General features: G+C 65.2%; 20 protein-coding genes. 12 read left to right on the top strand and 8 right to left on the bottom strand.

Going from position 1 to position 26,836, the window contains the following annotated elements:
- Positions 1 to 119 precede the first annotated feature (119 nt).
- The gene (locus CEY05_RS31540) at positions 120 to 2,384 is read left to right on the top strand and encodes an ATP-dependent DNA helicase (RefSeq protein WP_198952923.1); all 2,265 of its coding nucleotides are present in this window, start codon (positions 120 to 122) and stop codon (positions 2,382 to 2,384) included.
- Between the two features lie 118 nt (positions 2,385 to 2,502).
- On the opposite strand, the gene CEY05_RS27305 is transcribed toward CEY05_RS31540, so the two are convergent.
- A complete protein-coding gene (locus CEY05_RS27305) occupies positions 2,503 to 3,351 on the bottom strand; it encodes an outer membrane protein assembly factor BamD (RefSeq protein WP_369825996.1) in 849 nt (282 codons plus the stop codon).
- A gap of 55 nt (positions 3,352 to 3,406) precedes the next feature.
- Here CEY05_RS27305 and CEY05_RS27300 point away from each other — a divergent pair, with 55 nt between their 5' ends.
- The 9 genes from CEY05_RS27300 to CEY05_RS27260 all read left to right on the top strand — a co-directional run bounded on the left by CEY05_RS27300 (position 3,407) and on the right by CEY05_RS27260 (position 12,186).
- Positions 3,407 to 4,363, top strand: a complete 957-nt coding sequence (locus tag CEY05_RS27300; protein WP_088600411.1) for an RluA family pseudouridine synthase — start codon at positions 3,407 to 3,409, stop codon at positions 4,361 to 4,363.
- 39 nt (positions 4,364 to 4,402) lie between these two features.
- Positions 4,403 to 5,275, top strand: a complete 873-nt coding sequence (gene pgeF, locus CEY05_RS27295) for a peptidoglycan editing factor PgeF (protein WP_088600410.1) — start codon at positions 4,403 to 4,405, stop codon at positions 5,273 to 5,275.
- A 74-nt stretch (positions 5,276 to 5,349) separates the two neighbouring features.
- Positions 5,350 to 6,999 carry a class I poly(R)-hydroxyalkanoic acid synthase gene (gene phaC, locus CEY05_RS27290; RefSeq protein ID WP_088600409.1) on the top strand — a complete coding sequence of 550 codons (1,650 nt, stop codon included), beginning with the start codon at positions 5,350 to 5,352 and terminating at the stop codon, positions 6,997 to 6,999.
- Positions 7,000 to 7,089: 90 nt separating this feature from the next.
- Positions 7,090 to 7,827: an acetoacetyl-CoA reductase gene (gene phbB / locus CEY05_RS27285; RefSeq protein ID WP_088600408.1), complete on the top strand. Its 738-nt coding sequence runs from the start codon at positions 7,090 to 7,092 to the stop codon at positions 7,825 to 7,827.
- A gap of 119 nt (positions 7,828 to 7,946) precedes the next feature.
- Positions 7,947 to 8,507, top strand: coding sequence for a polyhydroxyalkanoate synthesis repressor PhaR (gene phaR / locus CEY05_RS27280; protein WP_088600407.1), 561 nt, complete (start codon positions 7,947 to 7,949; stop codon positions 8,505 to 8,507).
- 396 nt (positions 8,508 to 8,903) lie between these two features.
- Positions 8,904 to 9,440 (top strand): iron transporter, encoded by a 537-nt coding sequence (locus CEY05_RS27275; RefSeq protein ID WP_088600406.1) that lies wholly within the window; start codon positions 8,904 to 8,906, stop codon positions 9,438 to 9,440.
- A complete protein-coding gene (locus CEY05_RS27270) occupies positions 9,440 to 9,793 on the top strand; it encodes a cupredoxin domain-containing protein (protein WP_088600405.1) in 354 nt (117 codons plus the stop codon). The genes CEY05_RS27275 and CEY05_RS27270 overlap by 1 nt, the downstream gene beginning before the upstream one ends.
- Before the next feature lie 31 nt (positions 9,794 to 9,824).
- Positions 9,825 to 10,688, top strand: coding sequence for an FTR1 family protein (locus CEY05_RS27265; RefSeq protein WP_088600404.1), 864 nt, complete (start codon positions 9,825 to 9,827; stop codon positions 10,686 to 10,688).
- Positions 10,689 to 10,785: 97 nt separating this feature from the next.
- Entirely contained in the window at positions 10,786 to 12,186 is a 1,401-nt protein-coding gene (locus tag CEY05_RS27260; protein WP_088600403.1) for a 4Fe-4S binding protein, read from the top strand.
- A gap of 1 nt (position 12,187) precedes the next feature.
- Here CEY05_RS27260 and CEY05_RS27255 read toward each other — a convergent pair whose 3' ends face one another.
- From CEY05_RS27255 to cphA (CEY05_RS27235), 5 genes are all read right to left on the bottom strand, one after another.
- Positions 12,188 to 13,537, bottom strand: a complete 1,350-nt coding sequence (locus CEY05_RS27255; RefSeq protein WP_158219438.1) for a PP2C family serine/threonine-protein phosphatase — start codon at positions 13,535 to 13,537, stop codon at positions 12,188 to 12,190.
- A gap of 261 nt (positions 13,538 to 13,798) precedes the next feature.
- Positions 13,799 to 14,137 carry a BON domain-containing protein gene (locus CEY05_RS27250; protein WP_088600470.1) on the bottom strand — a complete coding sequence of 113 codons (339 nt, stop codon included), beginning with the start codon at positions 14,135 to 14,137 and terminating at the stop codon, positions 13,799 to 13,801.
- Between the two features lie 197 nt (positions 14,138 to 14,334).
- Complete coding sequence (locus tag CEY05_RS27245) at positions 14,335 to 14,499, bottom strand: DUF1328 domain-containing protein (protein ID WP_082621299.1); 165 nt, start codon at positions 14,497 to 14,499, stop codon at positions 14,335 to 14,337.
- Positions 14,500 to 14,765: 266 nt separating this feature from the next.
- Positions 14,766 to 17,348, bottom strand: a complete 2,583-nt coding sequence (gene cphA / locus CEY05_RS27240; protein WP_088600401.1) for a cyanophycin synthetase — start codon at positions 17,346 to 17,348, stop codon at positions 14,766 to 14,768.
- Between the two features lie 17 nt (positions 17,349 to 17,365).
- Positions 17,366 to 19,981 carry a cyanophycin synthetase gene (gene cphA, locus CEY05_RS27235; RefSeq protein WP_088600400.1) on the bottom strand — a complete coding sequence of 872 codons (2,616 nt, stop codon included), beginning with the start codon at positions 19,979 to 19,981 and terminating at the stop codon, positions 17,366 to 17,368.
- Between the two features lie 274 nt (positions 19,982 to 20,255).
- Here cphA (CEY05_RS27235) and CEY05_RS27230 point away from each other — a divergent pair, with 274 nt between their 5' ends.
- On the top strand, positions 20,256 to 22,559 hold the full coding sequence (locus CEY05_RS27230) for an ABC transporter ATP-binding protein (protein WP_088600399.1): 2,304 nt from the start codon (positions 20,256 to 20,258) through the stop codon (positions 22,557 to 22,559).
- Positions 22,556 to 23,026: a DUF1854 domain-containing protein gene (locus tag CEY05_RS27225; RefSeq protein WP_088600398.1), complete on the top strand. Its 471-nt coding sequence runs from the start codon at positions 22,556 to 22,558 to the stop codon at positions 23,024 to 23,026. Before CEY05_RS27230 ends, CEY05_RS27225 begins: the two co-directional genes overlap by 4 nt.
- Before the next feature lie 38 nt (positions 23,027 to 23,064).
- On the opposite strand, the gene CEY05_RS27220 is transcribed toward CEY05_RS27225, so the two are convergent.
- Together CEY05_RS27220 and CEY05_RS27215 are read right to left on the bottom strand one after the other, a co-directional pair.
- Positions 23,065 to 25,467 carry a TonB-dependent receptor gene (locus CEY05_RS27220; RefSeq protein WP_158219437.1) on the bottom strand — a complete coding sequence of 801 codons (2,403 nt, stop codon included), beginning with the start codon at positions 25,465 to 25,467 and terminating at the stop codon, positions 23,065 to 23,067.
- A gap of 245 nt (positions 25,468 to 25,712) precedes the next feature.
- A complete protein-coding gene (locus CEY05_RS27215) occupies positions 25,713 to 26,786 on the bottom strand; it encodes a FecR domain-containing protein (protein WP_088600396.1) in 1,074 nt (357 codons plus the stop codon).
- Between the last annotated feature and the right edge of the window lie 50 nt (positions 26,787 to 26,836).

Raw genomic sequence — 26,836 nt, 5'->3', positions numbered from 1 at the left:
GCTGAGTCGCACGGCGGGGGATTTTGTCCCTTTTTACCGCGAGATACACGGTGGAACGGTATCATTGCGGTTGGCGACCCCGTCTGCACGGGGTCGCGCCATTCTTTACTGCTCCCCCTATGCTGGACCTGGATATCACCGATTTTTTCGCCGCCGACGGCCCGCTGGCGCGCGCCCTGCCGGGCTACCGCACGCGCGAGTCGCAAGTGGCGCTGGCGCAGGCCATCGAACGCGCCATCGCGGAGCGCGGCACCCTGGTGGCCGAGGCGGGCACCGGGATCGGCAAGACCTGGGCCTATCTGGTGCCGGCCTTCCTGGGGGGCGGCAAGGTGCTGGTTTCCACGGGCACCCGTACCCTGCAAGACCAGCTTTTCTCGCGCGACCTGCCGCGTGTGCGGGCGGCGCTGGCCGTGCCGATTACCGCCGCCTTGCTGAAGGGGCGGGGCAATTACGTTTGCCACTATCACCTGGATCGCCTGTCGGGCGATGAACGCGCGCTGAAATCGCGCGGCGAGGTCAGCCAGCTGCGCCACATCCAGAAATTCGCGGCGATCACCAAGACCGGTGACCGCGCCGATCTGGCCCAGGTGCCGGAAGATGCCGATATCTGGTCGCGCGTGACATCGACCCGCGAAAACTGCCTGGGGCAGGAATGCCCGCGCATCCGCGACTGCTTCGTGGTGAAGGCCCGCCGCCAGGCCCAGGAGGCCGACGTGGTGGTGGTGAACCACGCGCTGTTCATGGCCGATCTGGTGCTGCGGGAGGAGGGCGTGACGGATCTGCTGCCCGAAGCCGATACCGTCATCTTCGACGAAGCACATCAGTTGCCCGATACCGCGACCCGCTTCCTGGGCAGCAGCGTTTCCACCCATCAGTTCCTGGATTTCGGCCGCGCCGCCGAGGCCGCCGGCCTGGCCTATGCGCGGGAGGCCACCAACTGGAGCGACGCCGGCCGCCTGGTCGAGCACGCCGCGCGCGAGCTGCGCCTGTCCTGTGCGGCCGTCGAGCGCATGCCTGGGCGCAAGGCCACGTTCGAAGCCATGCCCGACGCGGATGAATTCGATGCCGCGCTGGAAGCCCTGTCCAACACCATCAAGACGGTGACCAAGGCCCTGACCGAGGTGGCCGAGAAGCATCCCGACCTGATGGCGGCCGCGCGCCTGGGCGCGGATCTGCTGGTCCGCCTGAAGAAGTGGGCGACCCCCGGCCGGCCCGGCGGCCCGCGTGCCGACGACGGTCCCGATGACGCCGAGGTGCTGGCGGCCTGGGCGGCGTCGCAGGATTCCGTGATGGCGCTGGACGGTGTGGTGGAGATGTCCCACAACGCCGAGCAGGCGCTGGCTGAAGAACTGCTGGAAGGGGCGGCCCGGCGGTCGGCGAATGCGGCCGAGCGCGCCGACGCCGCCCATGCGGCGACAGCCGCGGCCCATGCAGCCGCCAAATCAGCCGGCAAGCCCATTCCCGCGATGGGCCGGCTGCAGTGGTCCGGGCCGGCCGTGCGTTGGGTCGAACACGGCCTGCACCATGTGCGCCTGCACTCGGCGCCGCTGTCCGTGGCGCAGGCGTTTTCGCGCTTCCGCAAGCCGGGCCAAGCCTGGATCCTGACGTCGGCCACCCTGTCGGTGCACGGCGATTTCGGCCACTTCACCCGGCAGTTGGGCTTGCGCGATGCGACGACGGGGCATTGGGAGTCGCCTTTCGATTACGGCAACCAGGGGCTGTTGTTCGTGCCCAAGGGCCTGCCCGAGCCGCAGGCGCCGAACTACGCCGAACGTTTCGTCGAGACGCTGATGCCCTTGCTGCATGCCAGCCCGGGCGGGGCCTTGGTCCTGTGCACGACGCTGCGCGCGGTGGAGCGTTTCGCCAACCTGCTGGAAGACGAGTTCGATCGTGCCGGGGTGGAGTGGCCCTTGCTGCGCCAGGGCGAGAGCACGCGGCGCGAGCTGCTGGACCGCTTTCGCACGCTGACGCATCCCGTGCTGGTGGGCAGCGCCAGTTTCTGGGAAGGCATCGACCTGCCCGGCGACATCCTGACGCTGGTCGCCATCGACAAGCTGCCTTTCGCGCCGCCGGACGATCCCGTGATCGAGGCGCGCTTGCGCGAATGCCGGGAACGGGGCGGCAATCCTTTTGCTGAATACCAGTTGCCGGAAGCCGCGATCTCGTTGAAGCAGGGCGCGGGGCGCCTGATCCGCACCATGTCGGATTGGGGCGTGCTGATGGTGGGCGATGGGCGCCTGGTGGAAAAAAGCTACGGCAAGCGGCTATGGCGCGGGCTGCCGCCCTTCGCCCGCACGCGTGAGCTGAACGAGGCGCTGGGCTTCCTGGACCGCAAGGGCGAGGAAGCGCGCGCGGCCAAGGGCGGGACGGACGCGGCGGAGTAAGCCCGGCTGAAGAAAATTTTCGGCAGGAAATCTCCAGGCAAAGAAATGGGCCGCAATGCGCGGCCCATTTTTTTTCCTTGAATTCTTCCAGATCGAAGCGGCTTCGATCAGGCTGAAATCAGAACCAGCCCCACGGATCCCACCATTCCTTGTCGACCGTGAAACCCTGCGACGGGAATTTGCTGTTCGGATAGTTCTTGTCCAGCACGCGCTGCGCGTCGTTCTTGAGTTCCGGCATTTTCAGCTTGTCGTAGGACAGCACCATCACATACAGGGCCTCTTCCACGGCAGGAGCGCCTTCGAAATCGGTGATCACGGTCTGCGCGCGGTTGGCCGCGGCCACGTAGGCGCCCCGCTCGTAGTAGTAGCGTGCCACGTGCACTTCGTTCATGGCGATGGCGTTGACCAGCCAGGCCATGCGCTGCGTGGCGTCGGGTGCGTACTTGCTGTCAGGGAAGCGCTTGATCAGCTCCGAGAAGGCGTCATACGACGCGCGCAGGCCCTTGGGGTCGCGCTCGCTGGGGTCCTGGCCGGTGACGCTGGTCATGAACGCGCTGGCGGGCGTGAAGTTGATCAGGCCCTTCAGGTACAGCACGTAATCCGTGCCGGGGTGATTGGGGTAAAGCTGCTGGAACCGGTCGATGGCCGCGAGCGCCTGCTCGTTTTCACCGTCCTTCCAGTTGATGTACGCGACATCGATCAGCGCTTGTTGGGCATAGATGCCGAAGGGGTAACGGCTTTCGACGGCCGTCATACGCTCACGCGCATCTTTCCAATTGCCCGCCGACATTTCCTGCTTGCCATCGGCGTACAGTTGCTCGGCGCTCCAGCCGGCGGTTTTGTCGTATTTGGAGTTGGTCGTGCCGCAGGCGGCAAGGACCAGGGTGAAGAGCAACAGGAAGAATGTACGCGCGACCGACCCGAATCGGGAGGCGTGGATTGGATGGGCGGGAACGCGGAGAATCACGACGGTTGTTTCCTTGGTGTTAGCATGGCTGCGGTCGATTATATGATTTGTCTCCATGTCCGATACAGCCGCGATTGCGGATTTCCCGTCCGACGACGAACCGCAGACCCTGCGCCTGCCCCTGAACGCCCCTTCTGACCGCCTGGACAAGATTTTGGCGGGCCTTTTGACGGAGCACTCACGCAGCCGCCTGCAAGGCTGGATCGAGGGGGGGCACGTGCTGGTCAATGGCGCTCCGGCCAAGGTGCGCCAGACCGTCGGACCGGGCGATGTTCTCACGATTTTCGAGCAACCGGCCCCGGAAAGCCTGGCTTATACCCCCGAACCGGTGGATTTTGGCGTGGTCGAGGCCAGTCCGGACTGGATCGTGGTGGACAAGCCGGCCGGCCTGGTGACCCATCCCGGCGCCGGCAACTGGACCGGCACATTGCTCAACGGGCTACTGTACCGCTATCCCGAACTGGCGTCCGTGGCGCGGGCCGGCATCGTGCACCGGCTGGACAAGGACACGTCCGGCCTGCTGGTGGTGGCGCGCACGGAACGGGCCCAGACCCATCTGGTGCGCCAACTGCAGGCGCGCAGCATGGGGCGGGAATATATGGCCCTGGCGCATGGGCACCTGGCGGCGGCAGGCACGGTGGACCGGGAAATCGGCCGCGATCCGCGCGTGCCGGTGCGGATGAGCGTGGAACGTCCGGTGGCGCCGAAGCAGGCCATCACCCATTACGAACCGCGCCGCTGGGGCCTGGCCGAGGACACGCCGGCCACCTTGGTCACCTGTCGCCTGGAAACCGGCCGCACCCACCAGATTCGCGTGCATATGGCCAGCCTGGGGCATCCGTTGCTGGGCGACGTCCTGTACGGTGGCCGCTGCGTGGCGGGCGCTGCACGCCAGATGCTGCATGCCCGGGCCCTGCATTTCGACGACCCGGGCGGCGCCGGCGAGCGCGCCTTCGAGGCGCCCGCGCCGGCGGACATGCAGGCCGTCCTCGATACCGTGCAGTGGCAGTGATGAGACGGCATCCCTTGGCATCTACCTCAGAGACGCTTCATGCAGCAAACCCCCTTGGTTGATTTGCCCGGCCTGCCGGTCGTCACGGGGCCGGCCTGGCCCGGTGTGCGCTATTTCTGTACGACGCGCGGCGGCGGGGTGGGGCGGGCGCCGCACGACACCCTGAACCTGGGGCTGCGCGCGGGCGACGACCCCCAGGCCGTGGCGGAGAACCGCCGCCGGCTGCGCGCCATGCTGCCCGCCGAGCCCTTGTGGCTGCGCCAGGTGCATGGCAGCGAGGTCATCGACGCGGATCTGCCGCGCGGATCGACGCAAATCCAGGCGCAATCCCAGGCCCAGGCCCAAGCCCCGGGCCAGGCCCAAGGCCAAGCCCAGGCCCAAGCCGACGAGGAACCTGCCGTCGACAGCGCCGTCACCGCGCAAGCCGGCCGGGTGCTGGCCGTGATGGCCGCGGATTGCCTGCCAGTCATGATCGTCGACCAGGACGCCACCGTGCTGGGCGCCGCGCACGCGGGCTGGCGTGGCCTGTCGGGCGGGGTGCTGGAAAACGTGCTGGCCGCCCTGCGCCGCAAGAATCCCGCGGCAACCCAATGGCGCGCGTGGGTCGGCCCCGGCATCGGCCCCGCTGCCTTCGAGGTGGGCGAAGACGTGCTGCGCGCGTTCACCGCCGGCGATGAGCAGGCCGCCACGTTTTTCCGTCCCTATCCCGACCGTCCCGGCAAGTGGCTGGCCGACCTGGCCAACCTGGCGGCCCTGCGCCTGCGCCGCGCCGGCGTGCAGGACGTCCACGTCAGCGGCCTGTGCACCTATAACGACCGCGAGCGCTTCTTTTCCTATCGCCGCGACGGCGCCACCGGTCGCATGGCTATGCTGGCGTGGCTGCAGCCGGACGCTGCGACGCAATACCCCTGAGATTTCCCGCATTGACAGTAACAGTGACCGCAATGCACCATCCCCGCAAAAGCCATTCATAACAAGGTGTCGAGGTGACAGCCCATCCATCCGCAGCATGGCCCGGTTCCGTGGGCGTGGCGCCAGCCGTCCTGGCCCAGATCCAGGCGGAGTTCGCCCGCGATTGGCAAGGCCTGATGGACGACGCCCGCCAGGGCCGCCTCGCCGCGCCTGGCGATCGCCGTTTCGCCGGTGAGGCCTGGAGCAGCAGCGCCCAGCATCTGCTGATGGCGCACGCCTATCTGTTGTCCGCCAAGGCCATGCAGCGCATGGTCGACGCCGCCGACGTCAGCGACGCCATGCGCGCGCGCTTGCGTTTTTCCGTGATGCAGTGGATCGACGCCATCGCGCCGTCCAACTTCCTGGCGCTCAATCCGGAGGCCCAGCAGTCCATCGTGGCCTCGGCCGGCAAGGCGCTGGATGTGGGAATGTCCAATCTGATCAGCGACTTGCGCAAGGGCCGCATCTCGCAGACGGACGAAAGCCAGTTCGAACTGGGCGTCAACGTGGCGACCACGCCGGGCCAGGTCGTGTACGAGAACAAGCTGTTCCAGCTGATCCAGTACGCACCCGCCACGGCCAAGGTCCACGCGCGGCCGCTGGTCATCATTCCGCCCAACATCAACAAGTTCTACATCCTGGACCTGCAGCCGGCCAATTCCTTCGTGCGCCATGCGGTGGAGGCCGGCTTCACCGTATTCATGGTGTCCTGGCGCAATCCGGTAGCGGGCGACGAAGACGGCGCGGACCACGCCACCTGGTCGGACTACCTGGACGAAGCCGTGCTGCGCGCCCTTGCCGTGGCGCGCGAGATCAGCGGCCAGGAGCAGGTCAATGCCCTGGGCTTCTGCGTCGGCGGCACGCTGCTGGCATCGGCGCTGGCCTTGGCCGAGGCGCGCGGCGAGCAACCCGTGGCGGCCCTGACCTTGCTGACGGCCATGCTGGACTTCCGCGATACGGGGATACTCGATGTATTCGTCGACGAAACCCACGCCTTGTTGCGCGACCGGCAATTGGGCAATGGCGGGCTGATGCTGGGCCGCGAACTGGCCACGACATTCAGCTTCCTGCGCCCGAACGAATTGGTGTGGAACTACGTGGTGGGCAATTACCTGAAAGGCCAGACCCCGCCCGCCTTCGACCTGCTGTTCTGGAACGCCGACGGCACCAATCTGCCGGGACCGTTTTTCGCATGGTATTTCCGCAATACCTATCTGGAAAACAATTTGAAGGTGCCCGGCCGCTGCACCGCCGCCGGGCAGCCGCTGGATCTCACCCGCCTGGCGATGCCCGTCTATATCTACGGCTCGCGCGAGGACCACATCGTGCCGTGGCCGGCCGCCTATGCTTCGACGCAGCTGCTGCGCGGCCAGCGCCGCTTCGTGCTGGGTGCCTCGGGCCACATCGCCGGCGTCATCAATCCGCCCGCCAAGCAGCGGCGCAGTTATTGGACGGTGGACCAGAAGGCAGGCCAAACCCCGGGTGGCGATGAGTTTCTCCCCGGCGATCCGATGGCGTGGCTGGCGCACGCCACGGAACACGCCGGCAGTTGGTGGCCGGATTGGCTGGCATGGCTGGCGCCGCATAGCGGCCGCCAGATCAAGGCGCCCGCCGAGCAAGGCAGCAAGGCCTATCCGCCGCTGGAGCCGGCGCCGGGCCGCTATGTCAAAGTACGGGCCATGTAGCATGGGCCCAGGATTCGAAAACCGTTGCTGCACCTCCGGGGCACGCATTCCCGGATTGAAATACCCCCGCGAGACAAACAGGAGAATTCAATGAGCGATAAATTGGCATATGTGACGGGCGGCATGGGCGGCATCGGCACCGCGATTTGCCAGCGCCTGGCCAAGGACGGGTTTCGCGTGGTCGCGGGTTGCGGTCCCAGCCGCAATTACCAGCAGTGGCTGGACGAGCAGGCGGCCCAGGGCCACACCTTTTATGCGTCCGTCGGCAACGTCTCGGATTGGGATTCCACGCAGGCCGCGTTCGACAAGGTACGGCAGGACTACGGCCATGTGGACGTGCTGGTGAACAATGCCGGCATCACGCGCGACGGGCTGTTCCGCAAGATGTCCCTGGACGACTGGCGCACGGTCATCGATACCAACCTGAACAGCCTGTTCAACGTCACCAAGCAGGTGCTGGACCCCATGGTCGACCGCCAGTGGGGCCGCATCATCAACATCAGCTCGGTCAACGGCCAGAAAGGGCAGTTCGGGCAGACCAATTATTCCACCGCCAAGGCCGGCATCCACGGCTTCACGATGGCGCTGGCGCAGGAAGTGGCCAGCAAGGGCGTGACCGTCAACACGATTTCACCGGGCTATATCGGCACGGACATGGTGCGCGCCATCCGCCCTGACATGCTGGAGAAAATCGTTGCCACGATCCCGGTGCGGCGCCTGGGTACGCCGGAGGAAATCGCCTCCATCGTGTCGTGGCTGGCTTCGGACCAATCGGGCTTCGCCACCGGCGCCGATTTCTCGCTGAACGGCGGCCTGCATATGCATTGAGGGTGCGGAGAGGCTGCGCGCGCGCCGCCCGGGCCAGGCGCCGCGCGTGCATGCCGGAACCGTGGAAGACAAATCTTTTCTCATAAGTACAACGCGATCGACCCAAGCTGGGGACAACCATGACGCAGACACAAACAGGCGCGGCACTTCGCCTGATCAAGAAATATCCGAATCGCCGTCTTTACGACACGCAGACCAGCACCTACATCACATTGGCCGATGTCAAACAGCTGGTGCTGGCCTCCGAGAATTTCCAGGTCATCGACGCCAAGAGCGGCGAAGACCTGACGCGCAGCATCCTGCTGCAGATCATCCTGGAAGAAGAGGGTGGCGGTGTGCCCATGTTCTCGTCGAACATGCTGTCGCAGATCATCCGCTTCTACGGCAACGCGATGCAGGGCATCATGGGGTCTTACCTGGAAAAGAACATCCAGGCCTTCATGGAAATCCAGGACCGCATGGCTGAGCAGTCCAAGGGCCTGTACGGCAATCAGTTCGGCCCCGAGGCGTGGACCCAGTTCATGAACGGGCAGACGCCGATGATGCAGAACATGATGAACAGCTACATCGAGCAGAGCAAGAACCTGTTCGTGCAGATGCAGGACAAGATGCAGGACCAGACCCGCTCGATGTTCTCGAACTTTCCCTTCCCGGGAACGACGCCGAACAATCGCAAGTGAGGTCGGCAGCGCTGGCCGTTTACAGGCGTGAGCGCGCGGCTGGGTTGTACGGCTGAGGCGACGCGCCTGGGAAGGCGGCTGGAGAAAGGCGGCTGAATACGGCTGGGTTCGCCCGGCCGTTTTGTTTTGCGGCCACGTTAATGTTTTCTTGACGAACGTTCTGCTAATTTCCTCGCCGTGATGAGATGTATTACCATTTCGTGACGCGTCACTTAACCCCGCTCTCGACCCCCAGCTTACGCGGCGCCTTTTAAGGCTATGGTAAGCTTCGTGCGTTAGGCTTATGCGAACGGTTCTTGTTTACATTATTCTTGTGGTTTCGAGGTGATGTTCGGGAACGGTATGCAAAGCCGACGGTCTATTTGGTCGATTGCATAACTAGAAGGAAGTAGTCCCATGATGAAGCAGGCCTTGGCCCTGGCCGCCGGTATTGTGTTTTCGAGCGCGGCGCTGGCCGCTGAATATCCGATCGGCAAGCCGGCAGAGAAGGGCGGCATGGAAATCGGCGCGGTGTATCTGCAGCCTATTGAAATGGACCCCCCGGGCGTGATGCGCGCCGCCAAGGATTCCGACATCCATCTGGAAGCCGACATCCATGCGACCGCGGGCAATCCCACCGGTTTTCCGGAAGGCGAGTGGATGCCCTACCTGGTGGTGAAGTTCGAGCTGCAGAAGCAGGGCAGCCAGAACGTGATCAAGGGCCAACTGATGCCCATGGTTGCCAACGACGGCCCGCACTATGGCGACAACGTCAAGCTGGAAGGCCCGGGCAAGTACCACCTGAAGTACTACGTAGCGCCGCCGACGGCCGACAGCATGAACCATTTCGGCCGCCACATCGACAAGGAAACCGGCGTGGGCCCGTTCTTCCAACCGTTCGAGCTGGAGTATGACTTCGTCTACGCCGGCACCGGCAAGAAGGGCGGCTACTGATGACACATCGCCGATCGCTCCTGGCGTCGGCGGTCCTGTTGCTGGCCTCGGCCAGCGCGGGCATGCCGGCGCTGGCTGATGAATTACCCACGTTCCAGCTGACCTTCAAGGCGGATGGGACGTTCGAACCGCAACGGCTGGAAGTGCCGGCGGGTCGATTCAAGATCGAACTGAGCAACGAGAGCAAAGAGCCGGTCGAGTTCGAGAGTATTCCCCTGCGCAAGGAGAAAGTGCTGGGGCCCGGCGTCAAGTCGTTTGTCGTCATCACGATTTCGCGACCCGGCGAATATCCTTTCTTCGATGATTTTCATCAGGACGTAAAGGGTACGCTGGTCGTCAAACCCAAGGAATGAAGCGGTCCGCCTCGTGCGGATCGGCAGTGTCATGGAACAGGTCTCTTTTATCGTCTGGCGCGAAAGCGTCGAAGCCCTGCTGGTCGTAGGCATTCTGTACACCTGGCTGCGCTCCTCCCCCGAGGGACGCCGTGGCTTGCCTTATCTATGGGGCGGGGTGGCCGCGGGCCTGGCCCTGGCGGGCGCGCTGGCGCTGGTGCTGCTGGGCGTGTCGTCGTGGCTGTCGGACGAGGGCCAGGAATGGTTCCAGGCCGGCATGGCGCTGGTGGCCTGCGCGCTGGTGGTGCAGATGGTGCTGTGGATGAAGAAGCACGGCCGCACCCTGAAGCGCGAGCTGGAGACCGGTGCGCGCGACTCGGTGAGCAAGGACAACTGGTGGGGCTTGCTGATCCTGGTCATGATCGCCGTGGCGCGCGAGGGCAGCGAGACCGTGGTGTTCCTGTACGGCACGGTGTCGGCCGGCGACGCCAGTGGCGGCGCGTGGATGCTGGCGCTGGCCGGCGTGGGCGGTTTCATCGCGGCCCTGCTGACGTTCTGGCTGCTGCAACTGGGCGGCAAGCTGATTACCTGGCGGCGCTTTTTTGCCCTGACGGAATTCCTGCTGTTGCTGCTGGCGGGTTCCCTGTTGATCGGTGGCCTGGACCGCCTGATCTCCCTGGACGTGGTGCCGACGATCGTCGATCCGGTCTGGGACACCAGCTGGCTGCTTAGCGATAGCGGCGGCCTGGGCAAGATCCTGGCGGACTTCGGTGGCTATCGCGCCATGCCGGCCTTGATTTCGGTGCTGGCATTCGCCGTGTATTGGATCGGTGTGTGGCTGACGCTGCGCATGGTCGATGCCAAGGCGGCGCGGCTGCAGGCCCAGAAGACGCAGGCCGCCAGGCAGGTCGGCTGAAGGGTTGAACCCGAACTGTTGAACCTGAACTGTTAAAGTCTGGGACTCAGGCAACACAAAAGCGTACCGGACGCGGTACGCAAGGCAGGTGAGTACGATGGCTGTTGTGGCAGCGGGGCGACTGGGGCGGGCAAGCTCGCGGGTCGCCGATTTCCTGCGCGACCATGCCTCTTTGCTGCGCAAGCTGCAGTGGGGCATCGTCGCGCTATATGCGTTTCTGTTGATCGTGCCGGCGGCCATGCCCCTGCCCGACAACACTGCGTCCGTCTTCAACAACCTGACCATCGTCGCCCAGTTCGCCTTCTGGGGCATCTGGTGGCCCTTCGTGCTGGTGTCCATGCCCGTGATGGGACGCGCCTGGTGCGGGCTGTTCTGTCCGGAAGGCATGCTTACCGAATGGGCCAGCGAACGGGGCCAGGGGCGTGCCATTCCCCGCTGGATGCGCTGGGGCGGCTGGCCTTTCGTGGCCTTTGCGCTGACCACGGTGTATGGCCAGATGGTCAGCGTGTATCAATATCCGCTGGCGGTGCTGGCGGTGCTGGGCGGGTCCACCGTGGCCGCCATGATCGTGGGCTGGCGCTATGGCCGCAGCAAGCGGGTCTGGTGCAAATACCTGTGCCCGGTCAACGGTGTATTCAATCTGCTGGCCAAGCTGGCGCCGTGGCATTTCAAGGTGGACGAGCAGGCCTGGCGCCATCCCGTCATCCGCATCGAGCCCATCAACTGTGCCCCGCTGGTGCCTTTGCGCCAGATGAAGACGGCGGGCGACTGCCATATGTGCGGCCGCTGCAGCGGTTATCGCGGCGCCCTGACGCTGGGTCCGCGTTCGCCTGAACATGAAGTCGTGGAGACGTCCGAAGGCGACGTCTGGCAGACCGTGCTGATGGTGTACGGCATGATGGGCATCGCCATGGGCGCGTTCCTGTGGACCTCCAGCCCGTGGTTCGTGACCATGAAGCAGTGGCTGGCCACGTGGCTGATCGAGCGCGACATCACCTGGCCGCTGCTGGACAACGCGCCCTGGTTCATCCTGACGCACTATCCGGAAGTCAACGACAGCTTTTCCTGGCTGGACGGCGCCTGCCTGCTGATCTTCGTGGCGGCCACCACCGCCGTGATCGGCGGCGTGCTGTACCTGGCGCTGTGGCTGGCCGACCGCATCCTGCCGGCGCTGGCGCCGCGCACCTGGATCGGCGGCGCGGGCCTGCACAAGCTGGCGCAGCCCTTGATTCCCACGGCCGGCATCGGCGTGTTCCTGGGGCTGACGTCCACCACCATCACCTTGCTCAAGCACGAAGGGATGGCCGCGCATTGGGCCAATCCGGTGCGTTTCACGTTGCTGACGCTGGCCATCGCGTGGACCCTGCGCCTGGCCTGGCGGGTGATGGGACAACGCCAGGGCGCCGGCGTGGGCCGCCGCCTGGCCGCGTGGCTGGTGTTCGCGGCTGGCCTGGCGCCGTTCTGCTACGCGTGGGTGTTGCTGTTCCTGGTCTGGTGATTCAGCTCGCAGGCGTGGCAGCCTGACGTGTCACCAGCGCTGAGACCGGGATGACCATCACCATTGCATCATCGCGGGTACCGCGATAGGCCGCTTCTTCGACGAGCTGTTCGGCAATGAGTGCGGGCGTATATCCCTTTGAGTCACGGTACCTGACCCGCAGCGCGATGGTCGATTCCGACATTGTCTTGCGTACGCCATCGGTGAACTGGACCAGGTAGCAGTGCTTGCCGCCACCGTCCTGCATGTCGGACAACGCTATCGAGAACACTTTGGGACGGGCGCTGACCCCAGGAATGTCATGGTCTCCCAGGGCGCGCGGACCGACTGTGTCCGGGTCGCTGAGTTGCTCCGTCCGGTCGGGCCTGACGAGAATGGCGCCTACGTCGCCCAGCGTCGATATCCAGGCCTTGTCGCCGATGGTGACGATGACGTTGGCCGTGGCGCCGCCTGTGGTCTCCGGGGCCAGGCTGCGGGACGCCTCGACGGACGTGATATTCAGCGCATTGACGACGGCCCGGTCCGACAACTTCCCCTGGCAGAATCTTTCCAGGTTCTTCCGCAGCACGGACGAATAGGCATTCTTCGCGTGGTCCAGGCAACGCCGGCCGCCATGTCCATTGAACATGGCGTGCAGGTGAACCTTCTGTTTCTGTCCATCGATGGAGAGATCGAAACCGTCGACGAGGATGTCGCTTAGCGGGGCTTCGAATTGCCCGTCCAGCATGCGTACATTCATCTTGTTCGCTACCCCGGCGCCGGAGGACATGGTGCAATAGGGCACGTCGAGGCGGGTCTCGTACGCACCGCGCGACCGGCCCCAATACGCTTGCACATCGAGGGGAACGGTCCTTCTGTCGGCAATCAGCCTGACCTGGCCATCTGTACTGCGCGGGTCTTCCGAACTGTGTAATTTTGGCGTGGATAGTATCTCCTGGCCTTGCAGATGCCGGTTCGCCAGGTTCCGCTCCTTGCGCATCTTTCCTTGCGCCGCCGCTTCTGAAAGGTAGACTCCGTGTTCCGCGTCGTCGATTTCCGCCTGGTTCGGCCGCGCGATGGAGGCTGGGATGGCTGACGGGGGCATGGGCATTTGCAAGGCAAGCGCGAAGCGTGGCTTGTGGTCGTCTCCTGCCTTGCCCGGTTTCATGCAGAGCTTCACGTCCCCGAAAGGCAATGAAAGCGTCTTGGGCGAGGCCCGGCCCAGCGAGCTGCGCGCTGCGCCGGACGGTGTGCCGGCGTTGCCGGGCTGAAAACCGAGTACGCCGACACGGCCTTGGCCGACGGGGTCGACTGGCCTTGCCGGGTCGTTCGGCGTTGGGTCCGGAGGGTGGGAAGAAGAAACGTTCGTCATCGACGGCTCCATTCGAATATGGGGCTGATCGGACGCGATCAGCACTGGCACGGCGGCGGTACACCGCGGTGCAATTTGTGGACGCACGTCTTCTTTCGTTCCCTGCGCGGCAGGCTACGCGCGGCCGTCTTCTCGGTGGAGCGGGATGAGCAGTGCTTCAGGCGCGCAGGCGAATGGCACTGGCGATAAAAAATCGCCGCGATCTTTACCGGATCGCGGCGATTTTTCCTGGCGCGGGACTGGCCGCGCGCGGCGTCTTGCTTACTTGTGCGACTTGGAGGGATCGACCTTCAGGTTGTTCTTCACCTGGGTCACGCCCTTGACGGTGCGGGTGACGCGAGTCGCTTCGTCGCTTTGGGCGGCGGTGGCGACCGAACCGCTCAGGGTAACCACGCCGTTCTGGGTTTCCACGGCGATGTCCAGCACGCTGAGCGCGGAGTTGCCGACGATTTCGGCCTTCACCTTGGTGGTGATTGCCGCGTCGGACGTATATTCGCCGACCGATTGTTTGGGTTTGGCATCGTCGGCGGCATAGGCGACCGAGGTGACGACTGCGCCAAATCCCAGCGCGGCGGCGGCGATCAGTTTACGGGTTTGCATCATGGGGGTACCTCCTGGTTGCTACGCGAATTTTTTAACAGGACATCTGCAACGAATAGTGCCGATCGGCATGTCCTGCCGAACCGATTTCGCGATCAGTCCAAAAATGGGAATTACGGGCTTGCGTGGCCCTGGCTTCAAAAGCCAGGCCATTCTTGCGTCATGGCCTGCTTTTTGAAGTCAGGGGCCGAGCGTGGTCACTTCCTGCGGAAGGCGCCGCTGAGGATGGACAGCAGGGCCAGCACGAGGAATACGAAGAACAGGATCTTCGCGATGCCGGCCGCGCCCGCGGCGATGCCACCAAAGCCGAGCACGGCCGCGATGATGGCGATGATGAAGAAGACGACGGCGTAGTGAAGCATGGGGAACCTCCTGGTTGATGATGGGCGCCGGGCATCGGGGGATGGCCGCGCTTGTGCTCTGGGGTAGAGCAATAAGCGTTCCCGGGGAGGGCCCCAATTAAAGGTTTGTTACTGCTGATCAATTTGCTTGCAGCGGGGCTCGCCTCGCCGATAAAAAAAGCCATGGGCGCCCTGCGGGCGCCCATGGCTTGTTCGGGGAGGAGGGAAGGCGCCCGAAATGTCCAGGCGAGCGGCCCCGAATCCAGGAAGTGCAGTCTCCCCAGTCTCTACGCCCTGGCGTTGCTCTCCTCGATGCGTTGCGCGATATGCGCCAGGGCCTCTTCCACCTGGTCGACCAGGATCAAGCACAGGTCACCGGCCTTCAAACGTCCCAGCGCCGTATCGATGGCAATGAACTCGCCGTCGATCTCGTCCGAATACTTCGCCCGGCTGGCATTGCGCAAGCCTTCGCGCAGCAACGCGATGACTTCCCCATCGGCACGGCCTCGTTGGCATTGGTCCTGGTACAGCAGCACCTCGTCGAACGCCTCGCCCAGCAGTTCGGTCTGCCGCCGGATGTCCTCGTCACGGCGATCGCCCGCCCCGCTGATCAGCGCCACCCGGCGCTTGGCCGGCATGGCGTCGACCGCCTGGATCAGGGCAATCATGGCGTCCGGATTGTGCCCATAGTCGGCAATCACCGTCGCACCGCGATAATCGAACACATTGAAGCGTCCCGGCGCCGACGCGGCGTCGTTCACGAAAGACCCCAGGCCCCGCTCGATCTGCGTCCAATCCACCCCCAACGCCCACGTCGCGGCAACCGCGGCCATGGCGTTTTCCACCTGGAAGGGAATGCTGCCCCTGCGCGTCAAGGGAATGCTGGACAGGGCAATGGCGTGCTCGTCCCCCCCCTGCGCGGCGACGATGCTGTCGCCGTCGCGATACACCACCCGCAAGCCCTGCGCACGATGCGTGACCATGCGCGGATGATTCTTGTCGTGCGCGAAATACGTGACACTGCCAGGGCAGGCCAGCGCCATCTCCGCCACAATGGGATCGGCCGCGTTCAACACCGCCGTGCCCTTGCTGGCCACATACTGCACGATCACCCGCTTCACCACCGCCAGGTCTTCAACCGTGCTGATATAACCCAGGCCCAGGTGATCGCCCATGCCGATGTTGGTCACGACGGCCACGTCGCAGCGATCGAAGGCCAGGCCTTCGCGCAAGATGCCGCCCCGCGCCGTCTCCAGCACGGCCGCATCCACTTCGGGATGCAGCAGCACGCTGCGGGCACTGCGCGGGCCGCTGCAATCGCCGGTGTCGATACGGCGGTCGCCGATATACACACCATCCGAATTGGTCATGCCCACCGTGCTGCCGTTCTGGCCCAGGATGTGCGCGGTCAGCCGCACCGTGGTGGTCTTGCCATTGGTGCCCGCCACGGCCACCACCGGAATGCGGCCGTCCTCGCCTTCCTTGTACATATTGGCGATGATGGCTTCACCCACCGCGCGGCCCTTGCCGAACGACGGATTCAAATGCATGCGCAGGCCCGGCGCGGCGTTGATTTCCACGATGCCGCCGCGCTGGTCTTCCAGCGGCTGGTGCACCGACTCCGCCACCACGTCCACGCCGCATAGATCCAGGCCTATCATGCGCGCGGCCGTGACCACGCGCGCCGCCATTTCAGGATGCACTTCATCGGTCACGTCGGTGGCCGAGCCGCCGGTGCTGAGGTTGGCGTTGTTGCGCAGGACCACGCGCGCGCCCGCGGGCGGCACGGAGTCAGGGGTATAGCCTTGCTTGGCCAGCACTCCCTTGGCGATGTCGTCGATGCGTATCTTCGTCAGCGTGGTGGCATGGCCGTCACCACGCAGGGGATCGGTATTGACCACGGCCACCAGTTCGCTGATGGTGTGGTTGCCGTCGCCGGACACCTGCGGCGGATCGCGGCGCGCGGCGGCCACCAGGGTGTCGCCGACCACCAGCATGCGGAAGTCGTGGCCCGGGATGTAGCGCTCGACGATGACGTCGTCGCTGATGGCTTCGGCGGCGGCATAGGCCGCTTCGATCTGTTCGCGGGTCTCGATGTTCACCGCCACGCCGCGGCCCTGGCTGCCGTCACGCGGCTTGACCACCACGGGACCTTGCAGCGCCTGCGCGGCGGTCCACGCGTCCTCGACGTTGTCGACCGTGCGGCCCAGCGGCACCGGCACGCCGGCGGCGTCCAGCAGCATCTTGGTCAAGTCCTTGTCCTGCGCGATCGATTCCGAAATGGCGCTGGTCAGGTCGGTTTCGGCAGCCTGGATGCGGCGCTGGCGCGACCCCCAGCCGAACTGCACCATGCTGCCTTGCGTCAGGCGGCGGAAAGGGATGCCGCGCGCCACGGCGGCATTCACGATGGAACCGGTGCTGGGCCCCAGGCGCAGGTCCTCGTCCATGTCACGCAGGCGGTGCAGGGCATCGGCCAGGTCGAAGGGCTGGTCGTCCATGGCCGCCAGGCAAAGCTGCTCGGCCAGTTCCAGCGCCAGGCGGCCGACCGATTCCTCGCTGTATTCGAACACCACCTGGTAGATGCCGGGTTCGATGGTGGCTTGGGTGCGGCAGAAGGTGACCGGGCAACCGGCGTGGGCCTGTAGCGCCAAAGCGACGTGGGCCAGCGTGTGCGCCAGCGAAACGTCTTCCAGGTGGCCTTCGGGCCGCAGCAGCCCCAGTTGCGGGAAACGCATGCGCAGTCGGGCTTCGAACTGCGGCAGGCGGTCGATCGAGCATTCGGCATCGGAGCAGGTCACGATGGCCTCGATGCCGGTATTGCGGCTCCACAGATTGGGGCCGCGCAGCGCGCGTATGCGGGAGACTTCCATGCGGATGATTCCTGTCGTCAGCTTTGCTGGATCCAGCGACGGACCAGGTTGATGGTGGGTTCGGACGCGCCTTCGTCGGTTTGCAGCAGCACGAAGTCGCCGGGACGCAGGCGCGCCAGCACGTCGTTGGCAGCCAGCGCGTGGTCGGGCTCGTCGACGATTTCCTTTACGCGCTGGGCCTGTTCCAGGCCGGCGCGCAGCAGCGCGCGCGCCTGGCCGGCCGGCCGCTTGGTGGGAACGGTGCTGTCGTCGTACAGCACCACGCGATCGAACACCGCGCCCAGCGCCAGGCCCTGGGCCACCAGGTCTTCGTCGCGGCGGTCCAGGCCGGCACCGTAGACGATGGTGCGATGCCGGGCCGGGAAGTGCTGGATGGCGTCGGTCAGCGCGTGCAGCGCCGACACATTGTGCGCGCCGTCCACCACCACGGTGGCGCCGTCGCGTTCATACGCGGTGAACTGCCAGGGCGCATCGGCCTGGTCGACGTCGAAGGTCTCGATGCCGACGCGGATCAGGTCCACCGGCACGCCCAGCGCCCAGGCCGCACCGACGGCGGCCAGCACGTTTTCCAGCTGGAAGGCGACACGGCCGCCGTGGGTCAGCGGCAGGATGGCCGCGGCCGCCAGCGCTTCTTCCTGCGAGCCGGTGGCCATGATCACCTGGCCGTCGCGTACATACACCGCGCGCTTGCCCAGCGCCACGTGCGAGGCGATGACGGGATTGCGCGGATCGATGCCGAAATACAGCACGTCGCCATCGCAAAGGGCGGCCATTTCCACCACGCGCGGATCGCGCGCGTTCAGCACGGCCGTGCCCGAGGGCAGCACCACGTCCACTTGCGTGCGCAGCACATTGAACATGCGGTCCGCATCGCTGATGTCGAAGTCGCCCAGATGATCGGCCGCGTCGATATTGGTGACCACGCCAACCTGGCAGCGATCGTAGGCCAGGCCCTGGCCCAGCACCACGGCGCTGCTGTTCTCGATGACGGCAGCGTCGACGGAGCGGTTCATCAGCACGCGGCGGCCGGACGCCCAGTTGGCGCAATCGCCTTTCTGCACCTGGCGGCGGTCGAAATACAGGCCTTCGCTGCAGGCCACGCCCACATGCTTGCCCCACAGCGACAGCAGACGGCCGATCAGGCGCGATACCACGGTCTTGCCGTTGGTGCCGGTGACGCCCACCACGGGGATGCGGCCGTCTTCGCCTTCGGGGAACAGATGGTCGACGATGGCGCGGCCGACCGGACGCGGCGTGCCCTCGGCCGGCTTCAAATGCATCAACAGGCCGGGGCCCGCATTGACTTCGACGATGGCGCCGCGCTGTTCTTCCAGCGGCCGCGAGATGTCTTCGGCCACCAGGTCCACGCCGGCCACGTCCAGGCCGACGATGCGCGCGGCCAGCACCACGGCGCGCGCCACTTCGGGATGGACCACGTCGGTGCAGTCGAAGGCGACATTGCCGTTGCGCTGGATCAGCACGCGGCGGTCGGCGGCGGGCACGGCCTCCGGCGTCAGGCCCTGGCGCGCCACTTCCAGGCGGGCCGCGGAGTCCAGGCGCACCGGGTTCAGCGGGCAATCCTCGCCGCGACCGCGGCGGGGATCGGAATTGATCTGGCTTTCGATCAGCTCGTCGATGGTGGAGACGCCGTCGCCCACCACCCAGGCCGGCTCGCCGCGGGCCGCGGCCACCATGCGGTCGCCCACCACCAGCAGGCGGTGTTCGTTGCCCACCACGAAGCGCTCGACCATCACGCCGCTGCCTTCCTCGTCGGCCACGGCATAGGCCGATGCCACTTCCTCGTAGGTCGTCAGGTTGGTGAAGACGCCCCGGCCGTGATTGCCGTCGTAGGGCTTGACCACCACGGGCAGGCCGATGTCCTGCGCGGCTTCCCAGGCCTCGGCGGCGGTCTTGACCAGGCGGCCTTCCGGCACCGGCACGCCGCATTCGGACAGCAGTGCCTTGGTCAGGTCCTTGTCGCGCGAGATGCCTTCCGCGATGGCGCTGGTCTTGTCGGTCTCGGCGGTCCAGATGCGGCGCTGGCGCGCGCCGTAGCCGAACTGCACCAGATTGCCTTCGAACAGGCGGGTATAAGGGATGTCGCGGTCATCCGCGGCATCGACGATGCAGGCGGTGCTGGGGCCCAGGCCGTGGCGGTCGACCAGGCGGCGCAGGCGCGCCACGGTGGCGTCGACATCGAAGGGACGGTCCTCGATGGCCGCCATGACCAGGTCGCGGCCTTCAGCCAGCGCCGCGCGCGTGACCTGTTCCTGCCAGGCCCGCACGACCACCTTGTAGACACCCCGTTCGGAAGTCTCGCGCGCTTTGCCGAAGCCGCCGGGCAGACCGGCCAGGTTCTGCAGTTCCAGGGTGACGTGTTCCAGGATATGGCCCGGCCACGTGCCTTCACGCAGGCGTTGCAGGAAGCCGCCGCGCACGCCGGGGCTGCAGCGATGTTCGATCAGCGTGGGCAGCCAGGTGGACAGGCGCTCGTAGAAACCGGGGATGAGATTGGAGGGGAATTCTTCCAGTTCGCCAATATCGACCCAGGCTTCCAGCACCGGCCGGTAGGTCCAAATGTTCGGGCCGCGCAAAGCCACGACATCGAGAAATTCAATGTCTTTCTTTTTCATGTTTTAATTTGAGCAGATATCCGATGGCGGACGGAAGGGCATCCAGGCATTTGCGGCAGGGCCGCGGTAGGACCGAGGCGCGTTTCAAGCGCTTTTTGTTTGTCTGCGCGATTCTGGCAGATGTTGCCGATTATAGAAAATGAGGCCCATTTTGTCGGGCATTGCCCAGTACTCATGGTGCTTGCTCTGTTGTAAGGAAGGAACACGTTTTCAGCCCCCCAGCTGGAACCGCGAACTTGCCTTGTTGGTCCGATCGCGGTTTTGAACGTTTTCGATGAAGAATCATTCGTCTGTTTCCACATACGACGGTCAGTTATTGCCCAGCAATTTGCCTGCCGACGTCCTGGCCCAATTGGGTCCGGACGAGTCGGTACTGGCATCGTTGGAACTAGACCTCGATACGGAGCTTAAGTTCCGGCCAGGCTTGCTCCTGGTAACCGATCGCGCCATTTTGGCGCATGATCCCGACCACGCCCAATGGCGGCGCTGGGCGCTGGCCGACACACGCGTGTTGACGCTGTCCGATCACGCCGGGGCGGGCGCGCTGGAACTCTATGGTGAGCACGCCCGGCTGGCGGTCTGGCGCTATACGCTGGGCCGCAACCCCGCGGCGCTGCGCCTGCTGGACGCCTACACGCGCCGGCATGCGACGCTGAATGCGCCTGCCGGTACGCCCGCCATGGCGGAAGAGGTGCCAGACGTCCGGGTTTGCCCCAGCTGCCAGGCGCCGTTGCCGGCGGGGCAGGAAGAATGCCCGACCTGTGATGGCGAAGCCGCCGCCCCCTCATCGACCTGGGCATTGCTGCGCCTGTGGCGCTTCGCCCGGCCGTATCGGACGCCGCTGATCACCGGGTTCGTGCTGACCCTGCTGGCGACCGCCGCCACCCTGGTGGCGCCCTACCTGACCATGCCGTTGATGGACGACGTGCTGATCCCGTTCCAGAGCGGGGCGCCGATCAACTATGACACTGTCCGCTGGCTGCTGCTGGGGCTGCTGGGCTCGGCCCTGCTGGCCTGGGTGCTGGGGTGGGCGCGCACCTATATCCTGGCCTGGGTCAGCGAACGCATAGGCGCCGACATGCGTACCGCCACCTATGCGCACCTGCAGAACCTGTCGCTGGAATACTTCGGCGGCAAGCGCACGGGCGATCTGATTGCACGCATCGGCAGCGAAACCGATCGCATCTGCGTCTTTCTCTCGCTGCATCTTCTGGATTTCGCCACCGATGTGTTGATGATCGTGATGACCGCGGCCATCCTGATTTCCATCAATCACTGGCTGGCGCTGGTCACGCTGGTGCCCCTGCCTTTCATCGCGTGGATGATCCATGTGGTGCGCGATCACTTGCGCCATGGCTTCGAGAAAGTGGACCGGGTGTGGTCGGAAATCACCAATGTGCTGGCCGATACCATTCCCGGCATCCGGGTGGTCAAGGCCTTTGCCCAGGAAAAACGCGAAGTGCAGCGTTTTCGCGATGCCAATAATCGCAACCTGGAAGTGAACGACCGCGTCAATACCGTGTGGGCGCTGTTCTCGCCCACGGTGACCCTTCTTACGGAAATCGGCCTGCTGGTGGTGTGGATCTACGGCATCTGGCAGGTGTCCAACCATCAGATCACGGTGGGTGTGCTGGCGGCGTTCCTGGCTTATATCGGCCGGTTCTATACGCGGCTGGATTCCATGAGCCGCATCGTGTCGGTGACGCAGAAGGCAGCGGCGGGGGCCAAGCGCATCTTCGATATCCTGGATCACGTGTCCAGCGTACCGGAACCCGCCCGGCCCGTGCCGGTGCCGCATCTGGAAGGCCGTATCGAGTTGCGTGGCGTGGGGTTCCGCTACGGTAACCGCTCCGTGATACGCGGCCTGGACCTGAACATCGAACCGGGCAAGATGGTGGGCCTGGTGGGGCATAGCGGTTCGGGCAAGAGCACGCTGATCAATCTGATCTGCCGCTTCTACGACGTGTCCGAAGGCGCCATCCTGGTGGACGGCATCGACATCCGCGCCATGTCGGTGGCGCAGTATCGGGGCAATATCGGCCTGGTGCTGCAGGAGCCTTTCCTGTTCTTCGGCACGATTGCCGAAAATATCGCCTACGGCAAGCCGGACGCCACGCGCGAGGACATCATCGCTGCCGCCCGCGCGGCGCATGCGCACGAATTCATCCTGCGTTTGCCGCATGGCTACGATTCGCTGGTGGGCGAGCGCGGGCAGGCCTTGTCGGGCGGCGAACGGCAGCGTATTTCCATCGCCCGCGCCTTGCTGATCGATCCGCGCATCCTGATTCTCGATGAAGCGACTTCATCGGTCGATACCGCCACCGAGAAGGAAATCCAGATCGCCCTGGATAACCTTGTGCGCGGGCGCACCACGATTGCCATCGCGCATCGCCTGAGTACCTTGCGCAAGGCGGATCAGCTGGTGGTGCTGGATCGCGGACAGATCGTCGAGCAGGGTGGCCATGACGAGCTGATGGCGCGCGAGGGTGCCTACTATCGTCTTTACCAGGCGCAGGCGCGCGCGGCGGAAGCCGAGGCGCAGGTGGAAGACGACGATGACGATCTGGTGCTGCCATGAGTTCAAACGCTTTCACATTGCATCGCAACGCCCAGGGGCGCCTGGTCCATACCGGCACCGATGGCGTCGTGCGCGAAGGTGTGCTGCCGGTGCGCGCGTTTCCCATCAGCGATCCGGATCGCGGGCTTTCGCTGGTCGACGCCGAGGGCCATGAGATCGTCTGGATCGAACGCCTGGAAGACCTGCCGGCGGACATCGCCGCGCTGCTGCGCGAAGAGCTGGCCAGCCGGGAATTCATGCCGGAGATCCAGCGCATCGTGGCGGTGCAAGGTTATGCCACGCCCAGCAGCTGGGACGTGATGACCGATCGCGGCCCGACCACCTTCGTGCTGCGCGGCGAGGAAGACATCCGCCGCCTGGGTGCGCATACGTTATTGATCGCCGACAGCCACGGCATCCATTACCTGGTCCGCGATCTGTCAGCGATGGACAAACCGAGCCGCAAGCTGCTGGATCGGTTTCTCTGATGCATTGTGGCGCCGCCGCGCCCTGAGACGCCGCCGGTCTAGAACTTGCCCCGCAACGTCAGCATCACATTGCGTGGTTCGCCATAGCTGTTGTAGTAGGCGGCATAGCCGGTCGTGCGCAGGTACGTGCGGTCGAACAGGTTGTTGGCAAGCACGCTGGCTTCCCAGCGATCGTTGATGCGATACGCGACACGGGCACTGAACGTGGCGTAACCCCGTTGCCGCACCGTGTCGTTGTCGATGTCGCTTTGCACATACATGCCGCCGCCGACGGTCCAGCCGGCCAGGGCGGCATTGAACTCGTCCACGAAGTGGTATTGCGTCCAGAGCTTGAACATATGCTCCGGCGCCTGGAAGCGCTTGCCCACATTGGCCGCGTTCGAATCGCTCAGGTATTTATTGCTGTTGTAGGTGTAGCCGGTGATGATGTCCCATTGCGGGGTCGGCCTGCCGGTCACCTCGAACTCGACCCCCTGGCTTTGCACTTCACCCGCGGCGCGATAGCACGTGCCGGCGCTGGTGCCGCCGCAGCCGACATTGTCCGGATCCACCATGGCGCGGTTCTTGTCGCGGATACGGAACAGGGCCACGGTGGCATCCAGCGCGCCATCCATCCATGACGTCTTGGCGCCGACTTCCGTCTGCCAGCCCACGCGCGGATCCAGGGCGTTGCCCTGGGCATCCTGCTGCGTTTGCGGGATGAAGATGTCGGCATAGCTGGCGTATAGCGTCACCTGTTCGTTGACGTCCCACACCAGCCCGCCATAGGGCGTGAACTTCTTGCTGGCCTGCGCGGCACCCGTCGTCCAGTCGGTGGGGGTTGCGCCGACCGAGCGGGTCTTGCTGGAATAGTCGGTCCAGCGGCTGCCCAGCACCAGCGTCAAGGGGTCCGCCAGCTTGATGCGCGCGTTGGCGTAGACGCCGCTCTGTTGCGTGTACGTCTCCGTGCGGTTGGGAATGTCTTCCAGGTCGGACGCCGCGATGATGGCGTCGTAATCGTGATCGTTGAGGACGTCCCGATTCCTGACGGTGGTGTAGTGCGAACCCGTCTTCGCGTCGGAGATGGCCGAGCTGTAGCCGAACGTCAGCACATGCTCGCGTTCGAACAGCCGCACCGGTCCGGACACGTTGACGTCCACGCTGTTCCAGCGCGAATTGTTGTTCAGATAGCCGAGCGAATAGTTGGCCAGGCCCGTATTGGCATCCACCGTGCTGGCCGCGTAGCCGGCGTAGCCTTTCTGGCTGTAGCTGGCATAGCTGTAGGCCGCGCGTCCGCTCCAGCCGTTGGCGAAGCGATGCTTCAAATCCACCATGAGGCGGTCGTCGATCTGCGTGGTGCGCCGGTCCGGTGCCAGGTAAGAACTGCGCGATACGACATTGCCAGTCGAGTACGTCGGCAGGCCGTAGCTGTTGTAGTACTTGTATTCGGAATGGGCGTAGCTCACGCCCAGCGTGGTGTCCGGCGTGAAGTCGTATTCCAGTGCGCCGAACAGGACGCGTTTGTTCTCGTCGCCCAGATCGTGCCAGCCGTCGGTGCTTTGCTGCATCAACACGCCGCGTCCGCGCAGCTTGCCGTTTTCCAGCAAGGGGCCGGTGACGTCCAGTTCACCGCGCCTGGTGTTCCAGGATCCCACCGTCACCGCGCCCTTGACGCTGAACTCCGGCTGCGGCCGTTTCAAGACATAGTTGACGGTGCCGCCCGGGTTGCCCGTGCCGCTAAGCAGGCCGGAGGGGCCGCGCAGGAATTCGATGCGGTCGTACAGCACGGTGTCGATGGCGCTGGCCGCGTTCTGTTGCGGCACGCCGTCGATTTCCTTGTTGGCCGTGTAGCCGCGTGCGTAGACAGACTCGCCTCGGTCGAAGTCCGACACGCGCGCGCCGGTCATGTGGTTGAGCGCGCTTTCGATGGTGGTGAGATTCTGGTCCTCGATCTGCTGGCGGGTCAGCACGGATACGGACTGGGGAATCTCTTTCAGCGAATTGGCACCCTTGAACAAGGATGCGCCGCTGGCTGCATAGGTGCCCGAACCTTCGGTGGTGGCGTCGTTCGCGCCCACCACCTTGACGGTTTCCATCTGCGCCGCGCCGGTGGACGGCGGCTTGGCCAGGGTCACGGTATTGCCTGTGCGCACGTATTCGATGCCACTGCCTTGCAGCAACTGGCCCAGGGCCTGTTCAGGCGTCAACGTGCCGGATACGGCGGGCGCTTGCAGGCCGCGCACGAGGTCCTGGGCATAGAGGATCTGCAAGGAGGTTTGCCGGCCCAGTTGCAGCAGGGCATCGCCCAGCGCCTGGGCGGGCATGTCGAGGCGAACGATGGTGTTCTGCGCGTTGGCTTGCGTGACGGCAGTCCCCAGGGCGAGTGCGAGCGATATCGACAACGATCCTATCAGCAAGGCCGTCCGGGGGGCGCCGGCCTTGCGTCGAGCTTGAATTTCCACGGTGTGCTGTTTTCCAGAGTGATAGCTAAGACTGGCGCCGTCGCGCCTGCGCCCTGGGCCCGGGCTTCTCCTGAGACCGCGCGCACGAGTGCGGACGGTCTCCCTCATAGGAAATGACGGATGAGCTTGGCGAACACCTCAATGAAAACGAGAACTATTGTGTAACCGTTGAAATTCGACGGCTTCGGCGCGCTGGCATTTCACGTCTTGGCGGGCAGGCGCCGTGTGCTTTGATGTTGTGGGCGCTAACGCGCCGCCACGATGCGTAGCGCGCCGTTTGGCAGGCGCAGCACGCGCACCGGGGCGATCGCGGGCAGGGCTTCGAGTACCGCTTGGGGCGCATCCAGGTTGAACACGCCGGCGATGCGGAAGTCAGCGAGCGGAGCAGCGTCGAATTGGGCCGGCAGCGCAAGGTAGCGGTTAACCTCCGCGACCACCAGGACCAGCGGCGCGTCCTTGAACACGATCTTGCCTTCGCGCCAGGCAGTGAGGTTTTGGGTCGTGACACGGGTCACGTCGCTGATGCGCCGGTCCGTGCCCACCCGTACCGCCTGGTCGGCCACGAGATCACGCCGGCGCCTATGCCACCAGGGCCCCGCGGCGACATTGACAGACCCGGACTCGACACTGACGTCCACGCTGGCGGCGTCGCGCCGCACGTCGAAACGCGTACCGGTCACCGTCACGAGCGCTTCACCGGCCTGCACCGTGAATGGCCGGGCGGTATCGCGCCGAACGCTGAAAAACGCTTCCCCGGCGAGCAATTCCACCTCCCGGCGGTCGCCGTACAGCGCCACGCGCAGGTGGGTCTTGCCATTCAGATCCACCACCGAATCGTCGGGCAACGCGATTTGCCGGCGTTCGCCGAGCGCCGTCTCGAACGTGGCTTCGTATTGCGCGGGATCGCTGCGCAGATTAGGCAGCAGCGCGGCCGCAACCGCGGCCGCGCTCACCGCGCCGGCGCCATAGGCGAAGCGGCGGCGCGACCAGGAGGCATGGGTAATGGCCTTGGCTTCGGCCTTGGCGGGACGCTGACCGGCGGCTCCGCCAGTGACCGTGTCGCTGGCACGGTCGGCAGGCATGGCGGCGCCGCTGCTATCCAGCAGCGCCCGCAACTGCTGTTCGGGCAGATGCTGCGACGCGCGCCAGACGTAGTCCATGCTGCGATACATGCGATCGTGCGCGGGGTCGGCGCGGCGCCACGCGGCACAGGCGTCCACTTCCGCGTGGGTGGCCTCGCCCGAATGGATGCGCGTCAGCCAGTACGCCGCGCGCTCGCGGATCCCGTCGTCGCCCTGGATGTCGGCGTTGGCGTTCATGGCCACATCCCCCGCGGCCAGGGTCCAGGACGAAGCTCGAAAACGGGAGG

This window comes from Achromobacter sp. HZ34 (assembly GCF_002209485.1).
Lineage (GTDB): Bacteria > Pseudomonadota > Gammaproteobacteria > Burkholderiales > Burkholderiaceae_B > Bordetella_C.
Note: the sequence above shows the minus strand (reverse complement) of the source record. Positions and strands in the feature narration are given on the sequence as shown.